Source organism: Rhodococcus sp. NPDC058532, assembly GCF_042719255.1.
Classification (GTDB): Bacteria; Actinomycetota; Actinomycetes; order Mycobacteriales; family Mycobacteriaceae; genus Rhodococcus_G.
Genome location: NZ_JBHXNU010000006.1, coordinates 58847 through 79380 on the forward strand (window position 1 = coordinate 58847; position 20534 = coordinate 79380).

Annotated in this window: 19 protein-coding genes; 6 read left to right on the top strand and 13 right to left on the bottom strand. The window is 68.3% G+C overall.

Going from position 1 to position 20534, the window contains the following annotated elements:
- Positions 1-55: 55 nt before the first annotated feature.
- The 11 genes from ACFWQG_RS09420 to ACFWQG_RS09470 all read right to left on the bottom strand — a co-directional run bounded on the left by ACFWQG_RS09420 (position 56) and on the right by ACFWQG_RS09470 (position 11285).
- Complete coding sequence (locus ACFWQG_RS09420) at positions 56-673, bottom strand: hypothetical protein (RefSeq protein ID WP_378507345.1); 618 nt, start codon at positions 671-673, stop codon at positions 56-58.
- The gene (locus ACFWQG_RS09425; protein ID WP_378507346.1) at positions 640-2055 is read right to left on the bottom strand and encodes an MCE family protein; all 1416 of its coding nucleotides are present in this window, start codon (positions 2053-2055) and stop codon (positions 640-642) included. The genes ACFWQG_RS09420 and ACFWQG_RS09425 overlap by 34 nt, the downstream gene beginning before the upstream one ends.
- Positions 2052-3278 carry an MCE family protein gene (locus ACFWQG_RS09430; RefSeq protein WP_378507542.1) on the bottom strand — a complete coding sequence of 409 codons (1227 nt, stop codon included), beginning with the start codon at positions 3276-3278 and terminating at the stop codon, positions 2052-2054. The genes ACFWQG_RS09425 and ACFWQG_RS09430 overlap by 4 nt, the downstream gene beginning before the upstream one ends.
- Positions 3278-4558, bottom strand: coding sequence for an MCE family protein (locus ACFWQG_RS09435; RefSeq protein ID WP_378507347.1), 1281 nt, complete (start codon positions 4556-4558; stop codon positions 3278-3280). Before ACFWQG_RS09435 ends, ACFWQG_RS09430 begins: the two co-directional genes overlap by 1 nt.
- On the bottom strand, positions 4555-5607 hold the full coding sequence (locus ACFWQG_RS09440) for an MCE family protein (RefSeq protein ID WP_378507348.1): 1053 nt from the start codon (positions 5605-5607) through the stop codon (positions 4555-4557). Before ACFWQG_RS09440 ends, ACFWQG_RS09435 begins: the two co-directional genes overlap by 4 nt.
- The gene (locus tag ACFWQG_RS09445; RefSeq protein WP_378507543.1) at positions 5604-6629 is read right to left on the bottom strand and encodes an MCE family protein; all 1026 of its coding nucleotides are present in this window, start codon (positions 6627-6629) and stop codon (positions 5604-5606) included. Before ACFWQG_RS09445 ends, ACFWQG_RS09440 begins: the two co-directional genes overlap by 4 nt.
- Positions 6629-7810 (bottom strand): MCE family protein, encoded by a 1182-nt coding sequence (locus ACFWQG_RS09450; protein ID WP_378507349.1) that lies wholly within the window; start codon positions 7808-7810, stop codon positions 6629-6631. Before ACFWQG_RS09450 ends, ACFWQG_RS09445 begins: the two co-directional genes overlap by 1 nt.
- 5 nt (positions 7811-7815) lie before the next feature.
- On the bottom strand, positions 7816-8667 hold the full coding sequence (locus ACFWQG_RS09455) for an MlaE family ABC transporter permease (RefSeq protein ID WP_378507350.1): 852 nt from the start codon (positions 8665-8667) through the stop codon (positions 7816-7818).
- A 4-nt stretch (positions 8668-8671) separates the two neighbouring features.
- Positions 8672-9436, bottom strand: coding sequence for an MlaE family ABC transporter permease (locus ACFWQG_RS09460; protein WP_378507351.1), 765 nt, complete (start codon positions 9434-9436; stop codon positions 8672-8674).
- Positions 9437-10052: 616 nt separating this feature from the next.
- Complete coding sequence (locus tag ACFWQG_RS09465) at positions 10053-10958, bottom strand: 3-oxoacyl-ACP reductase (RefSeq protein ID WP_378507544.1); 906 nt, start codon at positions 10956-10958, stop codon at positions 10053-10055.
- A gap of 132 nt (positions 10959-11090) precedes the next feature.
- Positions 11091-11285, bottom strand: a complete 195-nt coding sequence (locus tag ACFWQG_RS09470; protein WP_378507352.1) for a ferredoxin — start codon at positions 11283-11285, stop codon at positions 11091-11093.
- Between the two features lie 224 nt (positions 11286-11509).
- Between ACFWQG_RS09470 and ACFWQG_RS09475 the strand changes: the two genes are divergently transcribed.
- The 5 genes from ACFWQG_RS09475 to ACFWQG_RS09495 all read left to right on the top strand — a co-directional run bounded on the left by ACFWQG_RS09475 (position 11510) and on the right by ACFWQG_RS09495 (position 16645).
- The gene (locus ACFWQG_RS09475) at positions 11510-12685 is read left to right on the top strand and encodes an acyl-CoA dehydrogenase family protein (RefSeq protein WP_378507353.1); all 1176 of its coding nucleotides are present in this window, start codon (positions 11510-11512) and stop codon (positions 12683-12685) included.
- A 70-nt stretch (positions 12686-12755) separates the two neighbouring features.
- Positions 12756-13868 carry an acyl-CoA dehydrogenase family protein gene (locus tag ACFWQG_RS09480; protein WP_378507354.1) on the top strand — a complete coding sequence of 371 codons (1113 nt, stop codon included), beginning with the start codon at positions 12756-12758 and terminating at the stop codon, positions 13866-13868.
- A gap of 17 nt (positions 13869-13885) precedes the next feature.
- Positions 13886-15505, top strand: a complete 1620-nt coding sequence (locus ACFWQG_RS09485; RefSeq protein WP_378507355.1) for a long-chain-fatty-acid--CoA ligase — start codon at positions 13886-13888, stop codon at positions 15503-15505.
- A gap of 130 nt (positions 15506-15635) precedes the next feature.
- Positions 15636-15989, top strand: a complete 354-nt coding sequence (locus ACFWQG_RS09490; RefSeq protein ID WP_378507356.1) for a PadR family transcriptional regulator — start codon at positions 15636-15638, stop codon at positions 15987-15989.
- The gene (locus ACFWQG_RS09495; RefSeq protein WP_378507357.1) at positions 15986-16645 is read left to right on the top strand and encodes a hypothetical protein; all 660 of its coding nucleotides are present in this window, start codon (positions 15986-15988) and stop codon (positions 16643-16645) included. The genes ACFWQG_RS09490 and ACFWQG_RS09495 overlap by 4 nt, the downstream gene beginning before the upstream one ends.
- 70 nt (positions 16646-16715) lie before the next feature.
- Here ACFWQG_RS09495 and ACFWQG_RS09500 read toward each other — a convergent pair whose 3' ends face one another.
- On the bottom strand, positions 16716-17831 hold the full coding sequence (locus ACFWQG_RS09500; protein WP_378507358.1) for an NAD(P)H-dependent flavin oxidoreductase: 1116 nt from the start codon (positions 17829-17831) through the stop codon (positions 16716-16718).
- Positions 17831-19480 carry an acyl-CoA synthetase gene (locus tag ACFWQG_RS09505; RefSeq protein WP_378507359.1) on the bottom strand — a complete coding sequence of 550 codons (1650 nt, stop codon included), beginning with the start codon at positions 19478-19480 and terminating at the stop codon, positions 17831-17833. The genes ACFWQG_RS09500 and ACFWQG_RS09505 overlap by 1 nt, the downstream gene beginning before the upstream one ends.
- Before the next feature lie 79 nt (positions 19481-19559).
- Here ACFWQG_RS09505 and ACFWQG_RS09510 point away from each other — a divergent pair, with 79 nt between their 5' ends.
- Positions 19560-20384 carry a crotonase/enoyl-CoA hydratase family protein gene (locus tag ACFWQG_RS09510; RefSeq protein WP_378507360.1) on the top strand — a complete coding sequence of 275 codons (825 nt, stop codon included), beginning with the start codon at positions 19560-19562 and terminating at the stop codon, positions 20382-20384.
- Positions 20385-20534: the final 150 nt, after the last annotated feature.

Consider the following 20534-nt stretch of genomic DNA (forward strand, 5'->3'; position numbering starts at 1 on the left):
TCCTTCGCTTCGCCCGGCACATTCTTCGCTTCGCCCGGCACATTCTTCGCTTCGCTCATGGCACGAACTCCACCTTCGAGGCCGTCATGGTTCCGCCGTCGTCGGTGACGGTGACCCGCATCCGGAAGTCCCGCGGGCCGTTCTGGGTGCCGTCCGGGGTGCTGACATCGGCGCGGGCCGCGACGAGAACCTTGGCGGTGTCGCCATCCTGACTCTCGAATCCGGACTCGAGGATCTTGCCGACGGTGGTCACCCCGGCCTCCTTGACGACGGAGACGAACGGGTCCTCGCGGCCGTCGAACTCGGACTTGAACTCGCCGCTGGCGCCGGCGAGGATCCGCTCGACGTCCTCCTTCGCGGTGTCCGGCTTGATCGTCGTCAGGTTGAGCACGGTCTGGCGGGCGGTCTGCACGAACGCATTGCGCTGCGCGTCCCGGTCCTGCGCGGCGCTGCGCTCGATCAGCAGCCACACCCCGGCCGCGAGCAGTGCCGCGACGAGCACCCCGACCAGGATCCAGGCGAGCATCCCGGGGCGTCTGCCCGGCGCCGCGGTGGTGTCGCCGTCGCCGGTCTGTCCGCCGGTGCCGATGGAATCCGATTCGGCAGCAACCGATTTCGGAGCTTCGGTGTTCTGGGTCGTCAGCCCTGCTGACGTGTCATCATCGTCTGCCACGTCGTGTCCTCTCTTGCTTCTCCACCCGACGCCAGCGCGGGCTGGGCGTACAGGCGGCCGTCGGGCCCGACGTACTTGCCGGTGGTCGGGTCGTACGGGCGCGCCGTGGCGGGCACTCCCGAGGCGCCGCTGTAGGAAGCCGGGGCCGTCGTGTACGAGGGTACAGACGGGTCCTGGACCGGGCCGCTGGGCGGGTTGTTGCCCGCCCCGACGTGACCGCCCGCGCGGCACTGCTCGACGCTCGCGGCCCGCCTGCCGGGGAACTCCATGCACGGGTAGTTGCGGGCGCCGCGCACGGCCGACGGATCGTCGGGCGCGACATTGCAGAACAGGTTCGGCGGGGTGTCGGGAGTCGACACCTCGTCACCGGAGCGACGCTGCTCGGGCGGCAGGAAGCCGGTGGTGCACGGCGGCGGGTCGTTCACCTGGAGATGGAAGTTCACCAGGGCACCCTCGTCGATCGGGCCCTTGAACGCCGCGGTCATCAGGCCGGCGACCAGCGGCGGGTAGATCACCAGGACCTGTTCGATGCTCTTGTTGTAGATGGCACCGACCTCACCGACGCTGACCAGGTTCGCCAGCAGCAGCGGCAGCGTCGGCTGCAACTCCTGGAACAGCTCGGTGGCCTCGGCGGCCGCACCCGGCCCCTTCTCCAGCAGGCCCCGAATCTGCGGATCGCTGGCCCGCAGCTGGTTGGAGAAGGTGACCAGATCCTGGGTCCAGGACCGGATCGCGTCGCTGGTGACGACCTGGGTGTCGAGCAGCGCACCGGCCTGATCGATCAGCGTCTTGGTGGCGTCGACGTTCGCGTTCGCCTCCTGTACGAACAGCCGCGCCGAGTCGATCAGCCGCTGCAGGTCCGGCCCGGCACCGTTGAACGCCTTGAAGGATTCGTCGACGACCAGCCGCAACTGCGTATTCGAGATGCTCTTGACCAGGCTGTCGGCCTGATCGAGCATGTCGCCGACGTCCTGCGGGGTCGAGGTCCGGTCCACCGGGATGACGTCGCCGTCGACGAGATAGGGCTCGCCGTCCGAGCGGGAGATCAGGTCGACGTACTGCTCACCGATCGCGGAGACACTCTTCACCGCGGCGTCCACATCGGCCGGGATGTCGAAACCGCTGCCGATCGACAGGGTCGCGTCGACCCCGCTGTCGGTGAGGGTCACCGACTCCACCTTGCCGACGTTGGTGCCCCGGAACGCGACGTTGGCGTGCTCGTACAGCCCTCCGGTGGAGGACAATTGGACGGTCACCCGGTACTGCCCGATCCCGAACAGAGCGGGCAGCCGGACATACTGGGTGGCCATCACGGCGAGTCCGATGACCGTCAGGATCGAGAAGATCACCAGCTGGACCCGGACGAACTTGGTGAGCATCATGGCGTCGGCGCTCCTAGCTGCGGCAGACCGGGGATCTGGATGTCCGGCAGGCCGGGAATCTTGATGGCGGCGGGCGGCTTCGGCTCGGCCTGGAGCGCGTCCGGCTGCTTTGCCGCGGGCGTGTCAAGCGGATTGGCCGCCTCGCCGGCGGCCCCGGCGAACTGGCCGAGCGCGCCCTCGACCCCGGCCAGCCGGGTCGCCATGCCGCCGCCGCCGAAGTTCAGGTCCAGCCGTTCATTGGTCAGATCGACCATCATCATCAGGTTCGCGTAGTCGCCCCGGATGAACTGGTCCATATTCTTCATCGCGAACGGGAAGGTGAACAGCAGCGACATCACTTCGGTGAGATTGTTTCCGGTACTGGCCAACTCGTCGAGCAGCGGCGCCAGCGAGGCCAGGTTCGCCTTCAGGTCGTCGCCGCTCTCGTTGATGACCCGGGTTGCGGTCGTGCTGAAGGTGCCGAGCGCGACGAGCGCGTTGGTCAGATTCTGCCGCTGATCGACGAGGACGTTCAGGGCGGGCGGAACCGCCTCGAGCGCCGCGTTGAGGACCTCGGTCTGCTGGTTGACGGTGCCCGCGAGCCGGTCGATGCCCTCCATCGCCGAGATGATCTCTCCGCGCTGCCGGTCGAGGCTGCCGACCAGGCTGTCCAGCTGCGGCAGCAGATCCCGGATCGAGTCGGTCCGGCCGTCGAAGGCGGCATTGAGCTCGCGGGTGATGTCGTTGATCTGCGCCAACCCGCCACCGTTGAGCACCACCGACAGCGACGACAGGGTCTGTTCGGTCGTCGGGTACGCGCCTGCCCGGTCGAGCGGGATCACGTCCCCGTCCTGCAGCGTTCCGTCGGGGGCGATGCCCTCCGGCGGGGCGAGCTCAAGGTGCTGGGAGCCGAGCAGGCTGGTCTGACCGATCCGCGCGGTCGCATTGGCGGGCAGCTGCACGTCCGGGTTCAGCGACACCGTGACGAGAGCATTCCAGCCGTCGACCTCGATGCCGGTGACGGCGCCGACGGTCACGTCATTCACCCGGACAGGTGAGTTCTGCGACAGCGTCGTCACATTCGGCATCTCGATCCGGACGGTGTAGGAGCCGTCCTCGGTGCCCTGGGTGCCGGGCAGCGGCAACGAGTTCAACCCGTCCCACTCGCATGCGGTCAGGGTCAGCGTCAAGCCCAACGCCACCGCGACGACGGCGGCCCTGCGGCCCCTGCGCTTGCGCGCCATCATTGTCCGCCTCCCGGATTAAGGAGCGCCCCAAGACTCTTGGGCACGTTCACTGTCGGCATGGCCGCGAGCGGGCCAGCGATGGTCGCCGGAGCGGTGCGCGGCGCGACCTCACCTGCGAGGCTCGGCGGCGAGTACTCGATCTGATCGGGGTTGGCGGTGGTACCGATCGCCGGGTTGGTCAGGATCCCCGGGTAGTTCATCGCGACCGAGTTCAGCACCGGGCCGAGGTACTGCGCGCACAGGTCCGCGCTCTTGTCGGAGTCGTTGTTCTCCAGGCCGCGGATCATGCCGCAGATCATGTTGATCGGGTTACCCGCGTTGGACCCGGCGATCGCGCCGTTGAGCGAGCCCTGCCGCGGGGCGTAGAGGTTGTTGAAGTTCGCCAGCGCGTTCGGCGCAACGTGCAGCACCTGTTCGAGCTCGGGGCGCTTGTCCACGAGCATCGCCGTTGCGTCGGCGAGCCGCTCCACCTGCTCGGTGAGCGAGGACCGGTTCTCCGACACGAACCGCTGCACGTCCCCGACCGCGACGTCGAGATCGGTCAGCGCGGTGCCCAGCTCGTCGCTGGTGTCCGCGAGCAGCGACGACACCGACTGCAGCCTGCCGCCGAACTGCACGATCTGCTGGTTGCTCGCCGACAGCGTGGTGACGAAGGTCTGCAGGTTCCGGATCGTGCCGAACAGGTCGGTCCGGCCATCGGACATCGTCTTCATCGTGTCGGACAGCTCGCGCAGGGTTGTGCGCAGCGAGTCGCCGTTGCCGTCCAGGTTGGCGGCCGCGGTGTCGATGAAGGTGCCCAGCGACCCCTGGTCGGCGGCACCCTGCGGTCCGAGGGCCTCGGACAGCTTGGTGAGCTCGGCCTTGATCTCGTCCCACTCCACCGGAACCGCGGTCCGCTCCAGCGGAATCTCGGCGCCGTCGGACATCGCGTCGCCGCCGTCGTAGACGGGGGTCAGCTGGACGAACCGCGCGGCGACCAGGCTCGGCGCGACGATGACGGCCTTCGCGTCGGCCGGGATGTCCACGGAGCGGTCGATGTTCATCACCACGGTGGCGCCGGAGCCGGTGGGGTTGATCGTCTCGATCGTGCCGACCTTCACCCCGAGCACCCGGACGTCGTCGCCAGCGTAGATGCCGCTGGTCGACGGGAACTCGGCGGTGATGGTCGTCTTTCCGATGCCGGGGAAGAAGTACAGGACTCCCACGACGAGGGCGGCGACCACGGCGACGATCCCGCCGCCGATCAGCCACTTCTTCGAATTCGCTTGCTGGCTCATCGGTTCGGATCCTTGAGCTCGGTCTTGAGCGGGGGAAACTGTTGCAGGTCCTTCGGCACGTGCTCGGGCCAGACGAGCTGGTCGACCATGGTCTGGGTCAGCGCCCCGACGCTGAAGTTCGCGACGTACGCCATGAAGAACGGGCCGCTGCCGACCGCCTCACCGAGCGCGGTCGCGTACGGGGCGAGCCCGTCGAGGCCGCGGCTGATGTTGTCCTTGTTGCGCTGCAGGATCTCCACGGCGGCGTTGAGCTTGTCGAGCGTCGGCTTCATCTGCTGCTCGTTGTCCTGCACCAGCCCGGTCAGCTGCCTCGACACCGCGGACACGTTGGTGATCAGCTCGCTGATCGCGGTGCGCCGCCGGTCCAATTCGCCGAGCAGGTGGTTGCCGTCGACGACCAGCGCGTTGATCTGGTCGCTGCGGGTGGCGAGGATGCCGGTGACACTCTCGGCCCGCGCGAGCAGATCCTTGAGGGACTCGTCGCGGGCGTTGATGCTCTCGGAGAGCCGGGTGACGCCCGCGAGCGCGGTGCGCAGTTCCGGCGGTGTGTCCGCCAGCGCGTCGGACATCGCGTTCAGCGAGTCGTTCAGCTGGCCGGTGTCGAGCTCGGACACCGTGGTGGTCAGGTCACCGAGTGCGTCGTTGAGCGAGTACGGGGAGGTGGTGCGGTCCAACGGGATCGTGCCACCGGAGGCAAGAATCTCGGTGCCCTCCGGCAGCACCTCCACCGACTTGCGCCCGAGAATGGTGTTGGTCTTGATGCTGGCGCGGGAGCTGTCCCCGAGTTCAATCGACTCCTGCATCGTGAAGCCGACCAGGACGTCGGTGCCGTCGAGCTCGATCGCCTCGACCTTGCCGACGTTCACGCCGGCGACGGTGACGTAGTCGCCGACGAGCAGCCCGCCCGCGTCCGCGAACTCCGCCTGGTAGTGGATGCCGCTGGCGATGAACGGCAGCCGGTCGTACTGCAGGCCGGCGATCACCAGCGCGCCGGCGACGACGAGCCCGATGACCCCGAGTTGCACGGGGTTTCGTTCGCGCATGCTCATCGGAACGCGCACCTCCCTGTCTCTTGGGTCGGGGTCGTCGGAAGTGCCACGTGCAGGTCCTTCCCGTCCGGAGCGGAGAACTTGAAGCTCACCGAGCAGGTGTAGAACTGGAAGAAGCTGCCGTAGGTGCCGGTGCGGATCAGCTTGCGGTAGGCGTCCGGCAGGCGGTCGAGCACCCACTGCACGTCGTCCTCACCGTCGACGAGCTGGGTGGCGACCTGCTGCGCACCCGCGATGGTGGCCTGCAGTGGGGGCCTAGCCCCCTCCAGCAGCCGCGCGAGATCGCCGGTGGCGGTGGCGATCTGCGGGATCGCGGCGCCGATCGGATCCCGGTCCTGCGCGAGGCCGCTGACCAGCTGCTGCAGTTCGTCGATCGTCGAGGAGAACTGCTCACCGCTGTTATCAATCGTGGTCAGCGTGGTGTTGAGGTTGGTGATGACGTCGCCGATCAGCTGGTCCCGTTCGGCGAGGGTGTTGGTGAACGAGCTGGTGTTGCCGAGCAGCGAGACCAGGGTTCCGCCCTGCCCCTGGAACACCTGGAGCAGTGCCGCGGTAAGGTCGTTCACCTGGTCCGCGCTCATGCCCTTGAGCAGCGGCTTGAAGCCACCGAGCAGCAGGTCCAGGTCGAGGGCAGGCGAGGTCTGCGATTCCGGGATGGTGCCGCCGTCGGACAGGGTGTCCGTCGACCCGGCGCCCTCAAGCAGTTCGAGGTAGCGGTCCCCGACCAGGTTCTCGTACCGGACGGTGGCCCGGGTGCTCTGCAGCAGCGGGTACTTCGCATCGACGTCGAACGCGACGTGGGCGAGGGCATCCGAGCCGACCTCGACGCCGGTCACCGAGCCGACCGGGACGCCAGCGATCCGCACCTTGTCCCCGGACTGCAGCCCGGAGGCGCTGGTGAACTCGGCGTGGTAGTCGTCGGTCGAGCTGAACCGGGCCTGGCTGAACACGATCGCCAGCCCGGCGAAGATCACCGCCATCACGGTCGCGAAGACGGTCAGTTTGATCGCGGTCGGCCGCATCACTTCTGCCCTTCCTGCGGCGCGACGCCCGCGTAGAGCCACTGGAACATCTTCGGCACGTTCAGCGACGTCTTGGTCGACGGCACGAACGGCACGGTGCCGGTGTCGGTGACGACGAACGGCGCGTTGCCGTCGGTCTTCGGGTCGAAGTTGGGCAGGCCCCAGCAGCTCGGGCCGCCGGTGGCGTTCACCTTGGGCAGGTCCTTCGGATAGGTGTAGGGCTCGGCCCCGGGCAGGAAGCTGGTGCTCAGCGCGACTCCGGGCTGCAACCCACCCATGATCTCTTCGGCCTGCGGACGAACCTTGTTGAGTCCGACGATCACACAGGCCGCGCTCGGCGCGTACTCGGCGAGCATCGCGGTGGTCGGCCGGAGCAGGTCGAGGGACCTGGTCAGGTTCGGCTCGTTCTCGGTGACCACCTGGTTGGCGGTGTTCGCGAGCCCGGTCACGTTCATCAGCAGCAGGTTCAGGTTGTCCTGCTCGTCGACGATCGAGCCACTGGTTGCGGTCGCGTTGTCGAGCAGCGTCATCAGGTTCGGGGTGACGTCGGCGAACGTGTTGGTCACGGTCGCGGCGGCCTCGAGGTCCTTCTGCAGCTGCGGCAGCACCGGGTTCATCGTCTTGAGATACGAGTCGGTCTCCGCGAGCAGCTGGCCCAGCTGGTCGCCGCGGCCGTTGAGGGCCTCGGAGATCGCACCGAGCGTCGCGTTGAGCTTCTCCGGCTCGATCTGCTGCAGCAGCGTCGACAGGTGTTGGAACAGCGTGTTGAACTCAACCGTCACGGACGTCGCCGCGATGTTCGTGCCCGCCGCCAGGGACTGCGAGGACGGGTTCTCGGGCTCGACGAAGTTGACGTACTTCGCACCGAACACGGTGGTGGACTTGATCTCCACCGTCGAGTTCGACGGAATCAGGTGCAGCTGCGAGGGATCCATGTCGAGGTGCAGCACGGCCTCACCGTCGACCTCGTCGATCGAGCCGACGCGGCCAACCTCGACCCCGCGCATCTTCACCTTGGCCTGCGGGTCCATCACCAGGCCGGACCGCTGCGCGGTGACCGTCACCGGCTCGGTGTCCTTGAACCCGCCGGAGAACATCACCAGCGCGGTGGTGGTGATGGCCACGAGGCTGCCGACGAGGATCAGCGCGGCGACCTTCTTCTTTGCTGAGGAATCGGACATGCGCGCTACCCCGAGAGGTTGAAGTTGCCGGACCCGCCGTACACGGCGAGCGAGATGAGCAGGGTGACCGTGACGACCGCGATCAGCGAGGTCCGCACGGCGTTGCCGACCGCGACACCGACCCCGACGGGGCCGCCACTGGCGTTGTACCCGTAGTAGGTGTGGATCAGCATGACCGCGACACCCATCACGATCGCCTGCGCGAACGACCACAGGATGTCGGTCGGGATCAGGAACGTCGAGAAGTAGTGGTCATAGACGCCCGGCGACTGGCCGTTGATCACGACGGTCGCGAACCGGCTGGCGATGAACGACGCGACGACGGCGAGCGAATACAGCGGGATGATCGCGATCATCCCGGCCATCACCCGGGTGCTGACGAGGTACGGGATCGACGGGATCGCCATCACCTCGAGCGCGTCGATCTCCTCCGAGACCCGCATCGCCCCGAGCTGTGCGGTCGAGCCTGCGCCGATGGTGGCGGCAAGCCCGATGCCCGCGATCACCGGGGCGGCGATGCGCACGTTGATGAACGCGGAGAAGAAGCCGGTCAGGGCCTCGACGCCGATGTTGCCGAGCGAGCTGAAGCCCTGGACCGCGATCACCGCGCCGGAGGCCAGCGTCAGGAACGCGACGATCACCACGGTGCCGCCGATGACGGCGAGTGCGCCGGTACCCATGCCGATCTCGGCGATCAGCCGGATCGTCTCCTTGCGGTAGTGGATCAGGGCGCGGGGCGCCCACACCAGTGCCCGCCAGGAGAACAGGGCCTGCTCACCGACGCTGTCGACACCGAGTCCGACCTTGTGCAGGCGGCGGCGGGTGCCCCGGAACTTTCCGGTCAGTGCGAATGCCATCCCGTCACCCCGCCGTCAGCTTGATGCCGATGGCGGTGACCAGGACGTTGACGACGAACAGCGCCATGAAGGCGAAGACGACCGTCTGGTTCACGGCATCACCCACGCTCTTCGCACCACCCTTCACGTTGAGACCGAGGTAGCACGCCACCAGGCCAGCGATCATGCCGAACAGGCCTGCCTTGAGCTGCGAGATCATCAGCTCACCGAAACCGGTGAGCAGGGTGATCCCGTTGACGAACGCGCCGGGATTCACGTCCTGCAGCAGCACCGAGAAGGCGAAGCCGCCCGCGATGCCGATGGTGCTGACCAGGCCGTTGAGCAGCAGCGCGATCACCGTGGATGCGAGCACCCGCGGCACGACGAGCCGCTGAATGGGGTCGATGCCGAGCACCCGCATCGCGTCGATTTCCTCGCGGATGGTGCGGGCTGCGAGGTCCGCGCAGATCGCGGTCGCGCCGGCACCGGCGACGATCAGCACCGTCACCATCGGGCCAACCTGGGTGACCGCGCCGAGTGCGGCGCCCGCTCCGGACAGGTCGGCCGCGCCGATCTCGCGGAGCAGGATGTTGAGGGTGAAGCTCACCAGCACGGTGAACGGGATCGCGACGAGGACGGTGGGGACCATCGACACCCGCGCGACGAACCACGACTGGTCGACGAACTCCCGGCCCTGAAAGGGGGGTCGAACCATGGCGCGGAACACTTCCGCGGTCATCTGGAAAAATCCGCCGACCGCACGGAGCGGCACGGCAAGGAGGTCGTTCATCGGTCCTCCTCGTCAAGGGTCGTTCGCGTGGCGGGATGGGCGCGCACCACGGTTGGGAAGACGTGTCGATTCCCCCCAGGATCTGTGATGCGGGTCATACTAAATAGAACACGTTCACCTGTCAAAGCCGTCCACCGTCCCGGCCGTCACCACTGGTCAGAGCGGATGCAGACAGTCGGGGCCTGCCCGAGGCCGAGGACGCGTTCATCGAACCGTCCAGCCCGGCGAACAGGCGGTCGTCGACCCTCACGAGACCGAGCACGGCGGCCGCATATGCCACCCTCCGACGCATCCTTGAACGACTCACGTTGCCTGCCTTCACCTTTCACCGGGTGGGACAGCCGGCGTCCGACACACCGGCCCAGAAGCGACGGGGCGGACGAGCGCCCGAACGGCAACCCCTCCGCCCCGCGTCGCGAACTCCGAGCTCACGGGCCGGACACACGGCCACCCCGACCCCGACCGCACGCGTGGCCGCCGGGCACGTCCTCGTACCCACGGTCGAGGCCGCGTCCATTCCGCCACATCATGTCCGGTCGGCGCCGCAGAATGCGGGAAACCACAGAGTTCTTTTAACTGCGAACGAACTGGCGCGCCGAGAGTTCGGCGCACGGCGTCAGCCCAGCGACTTGACGGCCTCGGTCGCGGCGAACATCCGACCGGGTTCCCGGCCGTCGAAGTAGCCGCCGATCGACTCGGCGAGCCCGGCCGGGCTCCACTCCGCGTCCGGCGCGTCGAAACGCTGCTCGACGACCGGCGCGGCCATCAGCGCAACCATCGGCCCGTACACGATGAAGACCTGGCCGTTCACGGCATCCGCGGCGGGCGAGGCCAGGTACGAGACGAGGTTCACCACATGCTCGGGCGAGAGCGGGTCGACGGCGCCCTCGGGCGCGTCACCGAAGACGTTCTCGGTCATCGCGGTCCTGGCCCGGGGGCAGATCGCGTTCGCGCGGACGCCGTAGCGCTCCAGCCCGCGGGCGGCGGACAGCGTCAGCGCGGTGATACCGGCCTTCGCGGCACCGTAGTTGGGCTGCCCGGCCGGGCCGAGCAGACCGGCCTCCGAGGAGGTGTTGATCAGCCGGCCGTACACCGGAGCGCCCGCCGCCTTGGACTCGGCGCGCCAGTGCACGGCTGCGTTGCGGCACAACAGGAAATGACCGCGCAGGTGCACCTTGAGCACCAGGTCCCACTCGTCGTCGGACATCGAGAACAGCATCTTGTCGCGGACGATGCCCGCGTTGTTGACCACGATGTCGACGCCGCCGAGCTCCTGGGCTGCCGTCATCAGGGCATCGGCGGTGGAGCGCTCGCCGATGTCACCGGGGACGAACACCCCCTTGCCGCCGATGGCCTGGATCTCGTCGAGCAGGGCGTCCGACTGCTCGCCCGCCGCGAGGTCGTTGACGACGACGTTCGCTCCGGAGCGAACAAGGCCGAGGGCCTCGGCCTTGCCGAGGCCCGAGGCCCCACCCGTGACGATCGCAACCTTGCCGTCCAGACTTACCTCGCGACTAGCCAATCTCACCACTGCCTTCGTGAATAGGTCGAGAATCAGGTGTGGAACGGGCGGAAGGATCGTACAGAGAACATCGCCCCGTTCGTGACGGCAGTCACTTTAGAACGTGTTCTCATTCGCGGCAAGGTTCGATTCTCAGAGCACGAGCGTGAGCGCCGCGCGCGGGCACTGCGAGACGGCCTCCTTCATCAGTGCGACGGTCTCCGGGTCGTCGCCGACGGGCTGCGTGACGATCAGGTTGTCGTCGTCATCGAGATCGAAGACGTCGGGCGCGACACCGACGCAGACGCCATTCGCCTCACACCGGTCAAAATCGACCTTGACCTCCATTGATGAACCTCATTTCTGCTGGGATCGGAACGGCTGACCGGACGGACGATGGGCTGTGTCCACGGCCAGATCCATCATTAGACTAGAACCCGTTCCACGCCTGTGCAATGATGCGAAAAACCGGCCACGACGGGCCAAAAGACGGCCCAGCACGAGGCGCCCCGCCAGAACGCGCCCGGCACCGTTGGCGATCACTAGAACCTGTGTCAGACCGGAGAGGGATCATGCACATCACCTACACCGCGGAACAGCAGAAGCTGAGGGAGGAACTGCGCGCGTACTTCGCGAAGCTGATCACTCCCGAACGCCGCGAAGCGCTGGCCGCCCAGACCGGCGAGTACGGCTCGGGCACCGTGTACCGCGACGTCGTCCGGGAGATGGGCCGCGACGGCTGGCTGGCGCTGGGCTGGCCCACGGAGTACGGCGGACAGGCACGCTCCGCGTTCGACCAGCTGATCTTCACCGACGAGGCCGCGATCGCGGGCGCACCGGTTCCGTTCCTGACCATCAACTCGGTCGCCCCGACGATCATGCACTACGGCTCCGAGGAGCAGAAGAAGTTCTTCCTGCCGAAGATCGCGGCCGGTGAACTGCACTTCTCGATCGGCTACTCCGAGCCGGGCGCGGGTACCGACCTCGCCAGCCTGCGCACCACCGCGGTCAAGGACGGCGACGACTACATCGTCAACGGCCAGAAGATGTGGACGAGCCTCATCGCCTACGCCGACTACGTCTGGCTCGCGGTGCGCACCGACCCGAGCGCCAAGAAGCACAAGGGCATCAGCATGCTGATCGTCCCCACCACCGCGGACGGCTTCTCGTACACGCCGGTCCACACGATGGCGGGCCCGGACACCAGCGCCACCTACTACCAGGACGTCCGCGTCCCGTCGTCCGCCCTGGTCGGCGAGGAGAACGGCGGCTGGTCGCTGATGACCAACCAGCTCAACCACGAACGGGTCGCGCTGGTGTCCGCTGCGCCGATCCAGGGTGCGCTGCGCGCCACCGTCGAGTGGGCGCAGAACACCAAGCTGGCCGACGGCCGCCGGGTGATCGACCAGGAATGGGCCCAGATCAACCTCGCCCGCGTGCACGCCAAGGTCGAGTACCTGAAGCTGCTGAACTGGGAGGTCGCGTCCGCGGACGCGCCGAGCAAGGGCGACGCATCGGCATGCAAGGTGTTCGGCACCGAATTCGCCACCGAGGCATACCGACTGCTGATGGAGGTCCTCGGACCCCTGGCCTACCTGCGGCAGGACTCGACGGGCGCGATCCTGCGGGGCCGGGTCGAGCGGATGCACCGTTCGTCGCTGATCCTCACCTTCGGTGGCGGCACCAACGAGGTGCAGCGCGACATCCTCGCCATGACCGCACTGGGACAGCCGCCCGCCAGGCGCTGACGTCGGCCACCGGCCGAGTGCTGACGTCGGCCACCCCACATCACCCAGGACCGCACCCGAAGGAATCACCGTGGACTTCACCCTCACCGAGGCCCAACTGGACCTCGAACAGCTCACCCGGAGCATCACCGAGAAGCTCACCACCAACGACCGGCTGCGCGAGATGGATGCCGCCGAGGACCGTTTCGACCGCACGCTGTGGCAGGCGCTGGCCGACGCGGGTGTCCTCGCGGCGGCCCTGCCCGAGTCGGTCGGCGGTGGCGGATTCGGCATCCTCGAGCAGTGCTCCGTGCTCCGCGAGATCGGCCGAACCCTCTCTCCCGTGCCGTATCTGAGCTCGATCATGCTCGCCGGGTCGGCGCTCGCCGAGTTCGGCGACGACGCCCAGCGCGACCTGGCGCGGCGAGCGGCCGACGGCTCCGCGGTCGTGACCGTCGCGCTCGCCGAGGAACTCAACCACGACCCGGCGCACCCGGCCACCCGCGCCGAACGCAGCGGCGCCAGCTGGACGATCACCGGAACCAAGATCACGGTCCCGGCCGCCGCGTTCGCGGACACGATCCTGGTCCCCGCCACCACCCCCGACGGCGTCGCGGTGTTCGTTGTCGACCCCGCAGCGCCGGGCGTCCGGATCGATCGGCAGCTCACCACCGACTACAGCGCCGAGGCGATCGTCGACCTGTCCGGTGCGGTCACCGCACAGCTGCTCGGCGGCACCGAGCGCGGCGCCGAGGTGGTCGGCTGGATCCTCGACCGCGCGGCGGTCGGGTTGGCCGCCCTGCAGCTCGGCACGCTCGAACGCGCCCTCGAACTCGTCTCCGAATACGCCCGCGAGCGGGTGCAGTTCGACCGCCCGATCGGCAGCTTCCAGGCCGTGGCACAGCGGCTCGCGGACGCCTTCATCGACGTCAAGGCGGTCCGGTCGACGCTGTGGCAGGCCGCGTGGCTGCTCGGCGAGAACCTGCCGGCCGACGCCGAGGTGCGGACCGCGAAGTTCTGGGCTGCGGACGCCGGGCACCGCGTCGCGCACACGGTGATCCACGTGCACGGCGGCGTCGGATTGGACCGTGACCACCCCGTGCACCGCTACTTCCTCGCCGCCAAGCACAACGAGTTCGCGCTCGGGTCCGCGACGGAGCAGCTCCGCAGACTGGGACAGACGCTGGCCGACGTCCCTGCCTGATCCCTACACTGCGCGCCATGACCACTGCTCCCACCGTCACCGACCTGCTACTCGCACTGCGGGACGACAACGACCACGGAATCCTCTTCGAGGACACGAGGATTCCGTGGTCGGAGCACGTCGGCGCATGCATCGACGTCGCCGCAGCACTGGCGTCGCTGTTGGATCCAGCGGCACCCCCGCACGTGGGGGTGCTGCTGGACAACGTCCCCGAGTTCGCGCTGCTACTGGGTGCCACCGCGGTCGGCGGCACCGTCCTGGCCGGGCTGAACCCGACCCGGCGCGGCGCCGCCCTCGCGGGGGACATCGCCCGATCCGACTGTCAGGTCGTGGTCACCGACTCCGAGAAGGCGCGTCTGCTCGACGGACTCGACCTCGGTGCGGTGCGGGTCCTGCTGGTCGACTCCCCCGAGTGGCACGACCTGCTCGCCGCGCACCGCGACAGCACCGCACCGGACGCACGCCCCGCGCCGGACGAGCTGTTCATGCTGATCTTCACCTCCGGCACCAGCGGTGACCCGAAGGCGGTCCGGGTCACCCACCGGATGGTCGCCGGCCCCGGTGTGATGCTCGCAAACCGGTTCGAGTTGACCGCCGCCGACACCACCTACGCGTCGATGCCGCTGTTTCACTCCGGCGCCGTGATGGCGTGCTGGGCGATCGCGCTCGCCGCCGGCGGCAATTTCGCGCTCCGGCGCAAGTTCTCGGCGTCCGGCTTCCTGCCGGATGTCCGCCGCTTCGGGGCCACCTTCGCCCACTACGTCGGCAAGCCCCTCGCCTACGTGCTCGCCACTCCCGAACGCGGCGACGACGCCGACAACCCGCTGAAGATCGTGTACGGCAATGAGGGTTCGCCGTCGGCGATCGCCGACTTCGGCCGCCGGTTCGACGTCCGGGTCGTCGACGGATTCGGGTCCACCGAGGGCGGTGTGCTGATCTCCCGCCTGCCGGGCACCCCCGCCGGGGCCCTCGGCCCGCTGCCCACAGGCATCGCCGTGCTCGACCCGGACACCGGGGCACCCTGCCCGACAGCGGAATTCGATGCGGCAGGCCACATCCTCAATGCCGACAAGGCCACCGGTGAGCTGGTCAACACCACCGGGACCGGGAGCTTCGCCGGGTACTACAAGAACCCGGCGGCCGAGGCCGAGCGGGTCCGCGACGGCCGGTACTGGAGCGGCGACCTCGGCTACGTCGACGCCGACGGCTACGTGTACTTCGCGGGCCGCAGCTCCGGATGGATGCGGGTCGACGGCGAGAACCTCGGCACCGCGCCGATCGAGAACATCCTCGCCCGGCACCCGCGGGTCGTTGAGGTCGCGGCGTACGCGGTCCCCGACCCCCAGGTCGGTGACCGGGTGGCCGTCTCGATCGTCGCCGCCGACGGCTTCGACATCGACGAGTTCGCCGAGTTCCTCACCGCGCAGGGCGATCTCGGCCCCAAGCAGCTGCCGAGCTTCATCCGCGTCACCGCGGACCTGCCGAAGACCGCCACCTACAAGGTGCTCGGCCGGGCGCTGAGCGCGCAGCGCTGGAACTCCCCCGATCCCACCTGGTTCCGTGCCGCAGGCGCCGCGTCGTTCGTGCCGGTGACCGCGGACCTCGCCGCGCAGCTGGACACCGAACTGGACCGCTGATCCCCTCCCCCTCGCCCGAGTGAACGGAAGCGTTCAGTCGATCTGATCGAATGAATGTGCCGTTCGCTCGGTGCGCCGGCGTCTGCCGAACAGCTATCTTGCTTACACCGATAGTGATACCTTGCTGTGCATGAGTCCTTCCGTTGACCGCCGCAGCCTCATCCTGCGGGGCGTCCTCGACCTCTGTGTCCTGTCGATCCTTCGCGAACGCCCGATTTACGGCTACGAACTGACGGAGCGACTCGCCGAACGAGACCTCCTCGTTGCGGGCGGATCGTCGTACCCCCTACTCGCCAGGCTCGAACGGGCCGGACTGGTGTGCACCGAGAGCCGCCCGTCCGACTCGGGTCCGCCGCGCAAGTACTACTCGGTGACCGACCTCGGCCTCAACACACTGGCGACCGGAACCGAGGAATGGGCAACGCTCGCCGCATCAGTGAATTCGGTTTTGCCATCAACGAACTCGACAGGAGAAGCACGATGAGCGTCACCGACTCCACCCCCAGCGGGGTTCCGACCACCGCCGATGTCACCCGAATCGCCGCCCGGGTGTGGCGCCGTGCCGGTGTGCGACGCAGCGACCGCGCGGGACTGCTCGACGAACTGTCCGGCGAACTCGAGGCCGCGGACAGCGCGGGCCTTGGAGCCGATGCCGTCGTGGGTAGCGATCCCGCCGCAACGCTTCGGTCCTGGGCGGACGAACGCGGGCTGTCCGGTCGGGCAACCCGACTCGGGTTGGTGGTGCCGGCCACGCTTGCCGGCGCCACCCTGGGCATGGGGACGACGCTGACCATGCTGTACCTGGGTTTCTGGCGCAACGTGACCGTCGAGCCCGCCCAGCTGATTGGCGTGATCTTCGCGGCGAGCGGCGCCCTCGGCTACCTGCTCGCGCTGGCCTGTACGTGGGGCACGCTCCGGGCCGTCGGGGATCCCCGGGCCGCGGACACCACACGGGCCCTGGCACGGATTCTGCCGATCGCGGCCCTGTTCGCGATCCTGGCCGGAGTCGGCACCGCGTGGGCGCAGGGCTTCACCACGCTGCCAAGTACCTTTGCCACCACGATCGTGGCCGTGTGCGCGATGGTCGGCGCTGGCGCTGCGATCGCCCGCCACATCGGACTCCGACCCCGCGTCGACTGAAGTCGAATGACGAAGGCCGGGTACGAGATTCGTACCCGGCCTTCCGGCGTGCTGCGGTCCTGACCTCCGGCTACCCGCCCAGCTTGTCCAGCCGCGCGACGGTGGCCTCGAACTCGGCGACCAGGTCGGCCATCGTGTCCGCGACGGGCCGGATCTCGTTCATCCGGCCGACGATCTGGCCCGCCGGCATCGCGACGACATCCGGGTTCTCGGCGGCGGCGATCCGCTGGTGCGCCTCGGCGACCAGGATGTTCTGCAGCGGCATCGGCAGCGCGGCTGGCGCACCCTCCGCCGACCACGCCTCGGTCCACTTGGTCTTGAGCAGCCGCGCCGGCTTGCCCGAGTAGATCCGGGAACGGACGGTGTCGCTCGAGGTTGCCGCAAGCAGTGCCCGCTGCGTCGCCGACGTACCGTCCGCCGCGCTGCCGAGCCGGTACTCGGCCGCGGTGAGCCAGTACGATCCCATCCACACGCCCTGGGCACCCAGCGCCATCGCCGCCGCGACCTGACGGCCGCTGCCGATGCCACCCGCCGCGATGACCGTCGCGGAATCACCGACCGCGTCGACGATCTCGGGAACCAGCACCATCGAGGCGATCTCACCGGTGTGACCGCCCGCCTCGTAGCCCTGCGCGATGACGATGTCGACGCCGTTCGCGACGTGGCTGAGCGCGTGCGGGACCGCACCGGCCAGCGCCGCGACCGGGACGCCGTGGCCGTGCGCCTCGTCGATCACGTCCTTCGGCGGCGAGCCGAGTGCGTTCGCGATCAGCGCGGGACGGTGCTTGAAGGCGACGTCCAGCTGGGCTCGGGCCACCGAGTGCAGCCAGCCGAGGACGCCGGTGGCGTGCTCGACGTCGTCGGACAGCGGAGGAACCCCGAGCTCGGCCAGCGTGCGGTCGACGAAGGCGCGATGCTCGGCCGGGATCAGCTTGTCCAGGTCGACCGCGCTGCCCTCGGTGGGCACCTTCGCGGGCATCACGACGTCGACGCCGTACGGCTTGCCGTCGGTGTTCTCGTCCATCCAGTTCAGCGTCGCGTCGAGTTCCTCGGCGTCGTTGAAGCGGACGCATCCGAGGACCCCGAGCCCGCCGGCCCGCGTGACGGCGGCCGCCACATGCTCGGAGGGGGTGAACGCGAAGATCGGGTACTTGATCCCGAACTTCGCCGCGAGCTCGTTGTGCATCAGGAGTTGCCGTTCGTGTAGTGATCGTCCGCCTCGCGCGACTCGGCGACGCCCTTCGCCCACTTGTAGTCGGGCTTGCCGGCGGGCGACCGCTTGATCTCGTCGACGAACCACACGCTGCGCGGCACCTTGTAGCCCGCGATCTCCTTGCGCGCGGCTGCCACGATGTCGTTCATGCTCGGGCGGGCGCCGTCACGGGTCGCGACGACCGCGGCGACCCGCTGGCCGAACCGCTCGTCCGGGACACCGATGACGAGGGTGTCGAAGACGTCGGGATGCGTCTTGACCGCGCCCTCGACCTCCTCCGGGTAGATCTTCTCGCCGCCGCTGTTGATCGAGACCGAGCCGCGGCCGAGCATCGTGACCGTGCCGTCCGCCTCGACGGAGGCGTAGTCGCCGGGGATCGAGTAGCGGATCCCGTTGTAGACCTTGAAGGTCTCGGCGGTCTTCTTCTCGTCCTTGTAGTAGCCGAGCGGGATGTGGCCGCTGCGGGCGAGCAGGCCGACCTTGCCGGAGCCGGGCTCGATCGGGTTGCCCTCGTCGTCGAGGACGGTGGTCTGCGAGTCGATCTTCACCCGCGGGCCGCCGGTGTGCTCGAAGCCCTTGGTGATCGTCGCGAGGCCACCGAAGCCGGTCTCGGAGGAGCCGATCGAGTCGGTGAGCAGGCGGTTCGGCAGCAGCTCCAGGAACTCCTCCTTCAGCGCCGGGGAGAACAGCGCCGCACTGGAGGCCAGCACGTACAGCGACGAGAGGTCGTACGGCTCACCGGTTTCCGGGTTGCCCGCCTTCAGCGCGTCGAGCATCGGACGGGCCATCGCGTCACCGGTGATGAAGATCAGGTTGACCTTGTGGCGGTCGATGACCTGCCACACGGCGTGACCGTCGAACTCCGGGTGCAGCGCAAGGGTGCCGCCGCCGAAGAGGCTGTGGAACACCGCGGACTGCGCGCCGCCGTGGATCATCGGCGGGATGGGGAACCGCACCATCGCCGGGTTGGCCGCGCCGAGCTTGGCCATGTCCCACTCGTCCTGGACGTACTCGCCGGTGATGAAGTTGACGCCGCCGCCGAGCACCCGCCACCAGTCCTCGTGCCGCCACATGACGCCCTTCGGCATGCCGGTGGTGCCGCCGGTGTAGAGCATGAAGATGTCGTCGGGGCTGCGCTCGCCGAAGTCGCGGGCGGGCGAGGACTGTGCGAGCGCCTCCTCGTACTCCACCCCGCCGAAGCCGGCGAAGTCCAGCTCGCTGGTGCCGTCGTCGATGACCACGACCGACTTGACCTGCGGGGTGTTCGGCAGCACGTTCGCGACCTTGTCGACGTACCTGCGCTCGACGACCAGCGCGGCCATGTCCGAGTTCTCGAAGATGTACTGCAACTCGTTCTCGACGTACCGGTAGTTGACGTTCACCATCACGGCACGGGCCTTGAACACCGCGACCATCGCCTCGATGGCCTCGATGGTGTTCCGGGAGTAGATGCCCACCTTGTCGCCGGGCTTCACCCCGTGATCGAGCAGGTAGTGCGCCAGCCGGTTGGTGCGGTCCTCAAGTTGCGAATAGGTGAACTCGCGACGCCCGTCCAGCAGCGCCACGCGCTCGGGATTCAGGTCGATGGAGTGCTCAACGAAGTCTGCGATGTTAAGTGCCACGACCAACAAAGTAGAACGTGTTACCGTTTCTGGCAAGAGTCAATTTGAGACCCAACTCACACGCATTCGGGAGCAATCAGTGTCCTCCACCACGGCCGCGATTTCAGACGTTTCGGACAAGTCCGCGCACTGCCTCGTGGAGAAGCGCGGTCACGTCCTGATCGTCACGATGAACCGCCCGGAGGCACGCAACGCCCTCTCCGGCGAGATGATGGCGATCATGGTCGACGCCTGGGACCGGGTCGACAACGACCCCGACATCCGGGTTGCCGTCCTGACCGGTGCTGGCGGCACGTTCTGCGCGGGCATGGACCTCAAGGCGATGAACAAGAATGCGCCCGGCGACGCCTTCTCCAAGGGCAGCCTCGACCCGACCTCGCTGCCCGCCCTGCTCAAGGGACGCAGGCTGACCAAGCCGCTGATCGCGGCGGTCGAGGGCGCCGCGATCGCGGGCGGCACCGAGATCCTGCAGGGCACCGACATCCGGGTGGCGGGCGAGAGCGCGAAGTTCGGCGTCTCCGAGGCCCGCCTCGGCCTGTTCCCGCTCGGCGGGTCCGCTGTTCGGCTGGTCCGGCAGATCCCCTACACCGTTGCCGCGGAAATCCTGCTCACCGGCCGCAACGTCCCCGCACCCGAGGCCAAGGAGCTCGGCCTGATCGGCCATGTCGTGCCGGACGGCGAGGCGCTGACGACGGCGCTCGAGATTGCCGAGCGGATCGCCGCCAACGGCCCGGTCGCGGTGCAGGCCATCCTCAAGACGATCCGGGTGACCGAGGGCATGCACGAGGAGGAGGCGTTCAAGCTCGAGGCAAAGATCGGCGCCGAGGTGTTCAAGAGCGACGACGCCAAGGAAGGCCCCCGGTCCTTCGCCGAGAAGCGCGCCCCGAAGTTCCAGGGCAGGTAGCCCCTCACGAGCCCCGCCCCCTCACCCGACCCACTCCGCCCACCCCGCCCCGCCCCCGAGTGAACGGAAGCGTTCAGTCGATCTGATCGAACAAATGTGCCGTTCGCTCGGGCCAGCGAATTGGCGAGAATGACCCATCCGGAGCCACAC

Bases quoted from the DNA above. Each gene is read 5' to 3' on its own strand.
- ACFWQG_RS09425 (WP_378507346.1), bottom strand. From the start codon at position 2,055: ATGATGCTCACCAAGTTCGTCCGGGTCCAGCTGGTGATCTTCTCGATC.
- ACFWQG_RS09430 (WP_378507542.1), bottom strand. From the start codon at position 3,278: ATGGCGCGCAAGCGCAGGGGCCGCAGGGCCGCCGTCGTCGCGGTGGCG.
- ACFWQG_RS09435 (WP_378507347.1), bottom strand. From the start codon at position 4,558: ATGAGCCAGCAAGCGAATTCGAAGAAGTGGCTGATCGGCGGCGGGATC.
- ACFWQG_RS09440 (WP_378507348.1), bottom strand. From the start codon at position 5,607: ATGAGCATGCGCGAACGAAACCCCGTGCAACTCGGGGTCATCGGGCTC.
- ACFWQG_RS09445 (WP_378507543.1), bottom strand. From the start codon at position 6,629: ATGCGGCCGACCGCGATCAAACTGACCGTCTTCGCGACCGTGATGGCG.
- ACFWQG_RS09450 (WP_378507349.1), bottom strand. From the start codon at position 7,810: ATGTCCGATTCCTCAGCAAAGAAGAAGGTCGCCGCGCTGATCCTCGTC.
- ACFWQG_RS09455 (WP_378507350.1), bottom strand. From the start codon at position 8,667: ATGGCATTCGCACTGACCGGAAAGTTCCGGGGCACCCGCCGCCGCCTG.
- ACFWQG_RS09460 (WP_378507351.1), bottom strand. From the start codon at position 9,436: ATGAACGACCTCCTTGCCGTGCCGCTCCGTGCGGTCGGCGGATTTTTC.
- ACFWQG_RS09470 (WP_378507352.1), bottom strand. From the start codon at position 11,285: ATGGAGGTCAAGGTCGATTTTGACCGGTGTGAGGCGAATGGCGTCTGC.
- ACFWQG_RS09475 (WP_378507353.1), top strand. From the start codon at position 11,510: ATGCACATCACCTACACCGCGGAACAGCAGAAGCTGAGGGAGGAACTG.
- ACFWQG_RS09485 (WP_378507355.1), top strand. From the start codon at position 13,886: ATGACCACTGCTCCCACCGTCACCGACCTGCTACTCGCACTGCGGGAC.
- ACFWQG_RS09490 (WP_378507356.1), top strand. From the start codon at position 15,636: ATGAGTCCTTCCGTTGACCGCCGCAGCCTCATCCTGCGGGGCGTCCTC.
- ACFWQG_RS09495 (WP_378507357.1), top strand. From the start codon at position 15,986: ATGAGCGTCACCGACTCCACCCCCAGCGGGGTTCCGACCACCGCCGAT.
- ACFWQG_RS09500 (WP_378507358.1), bottom strand. From the start codon at position 17,831: ATGCACAACGAGCTCGCGGCGAAGTTCGGGATCAAGTACCCGATCTTC.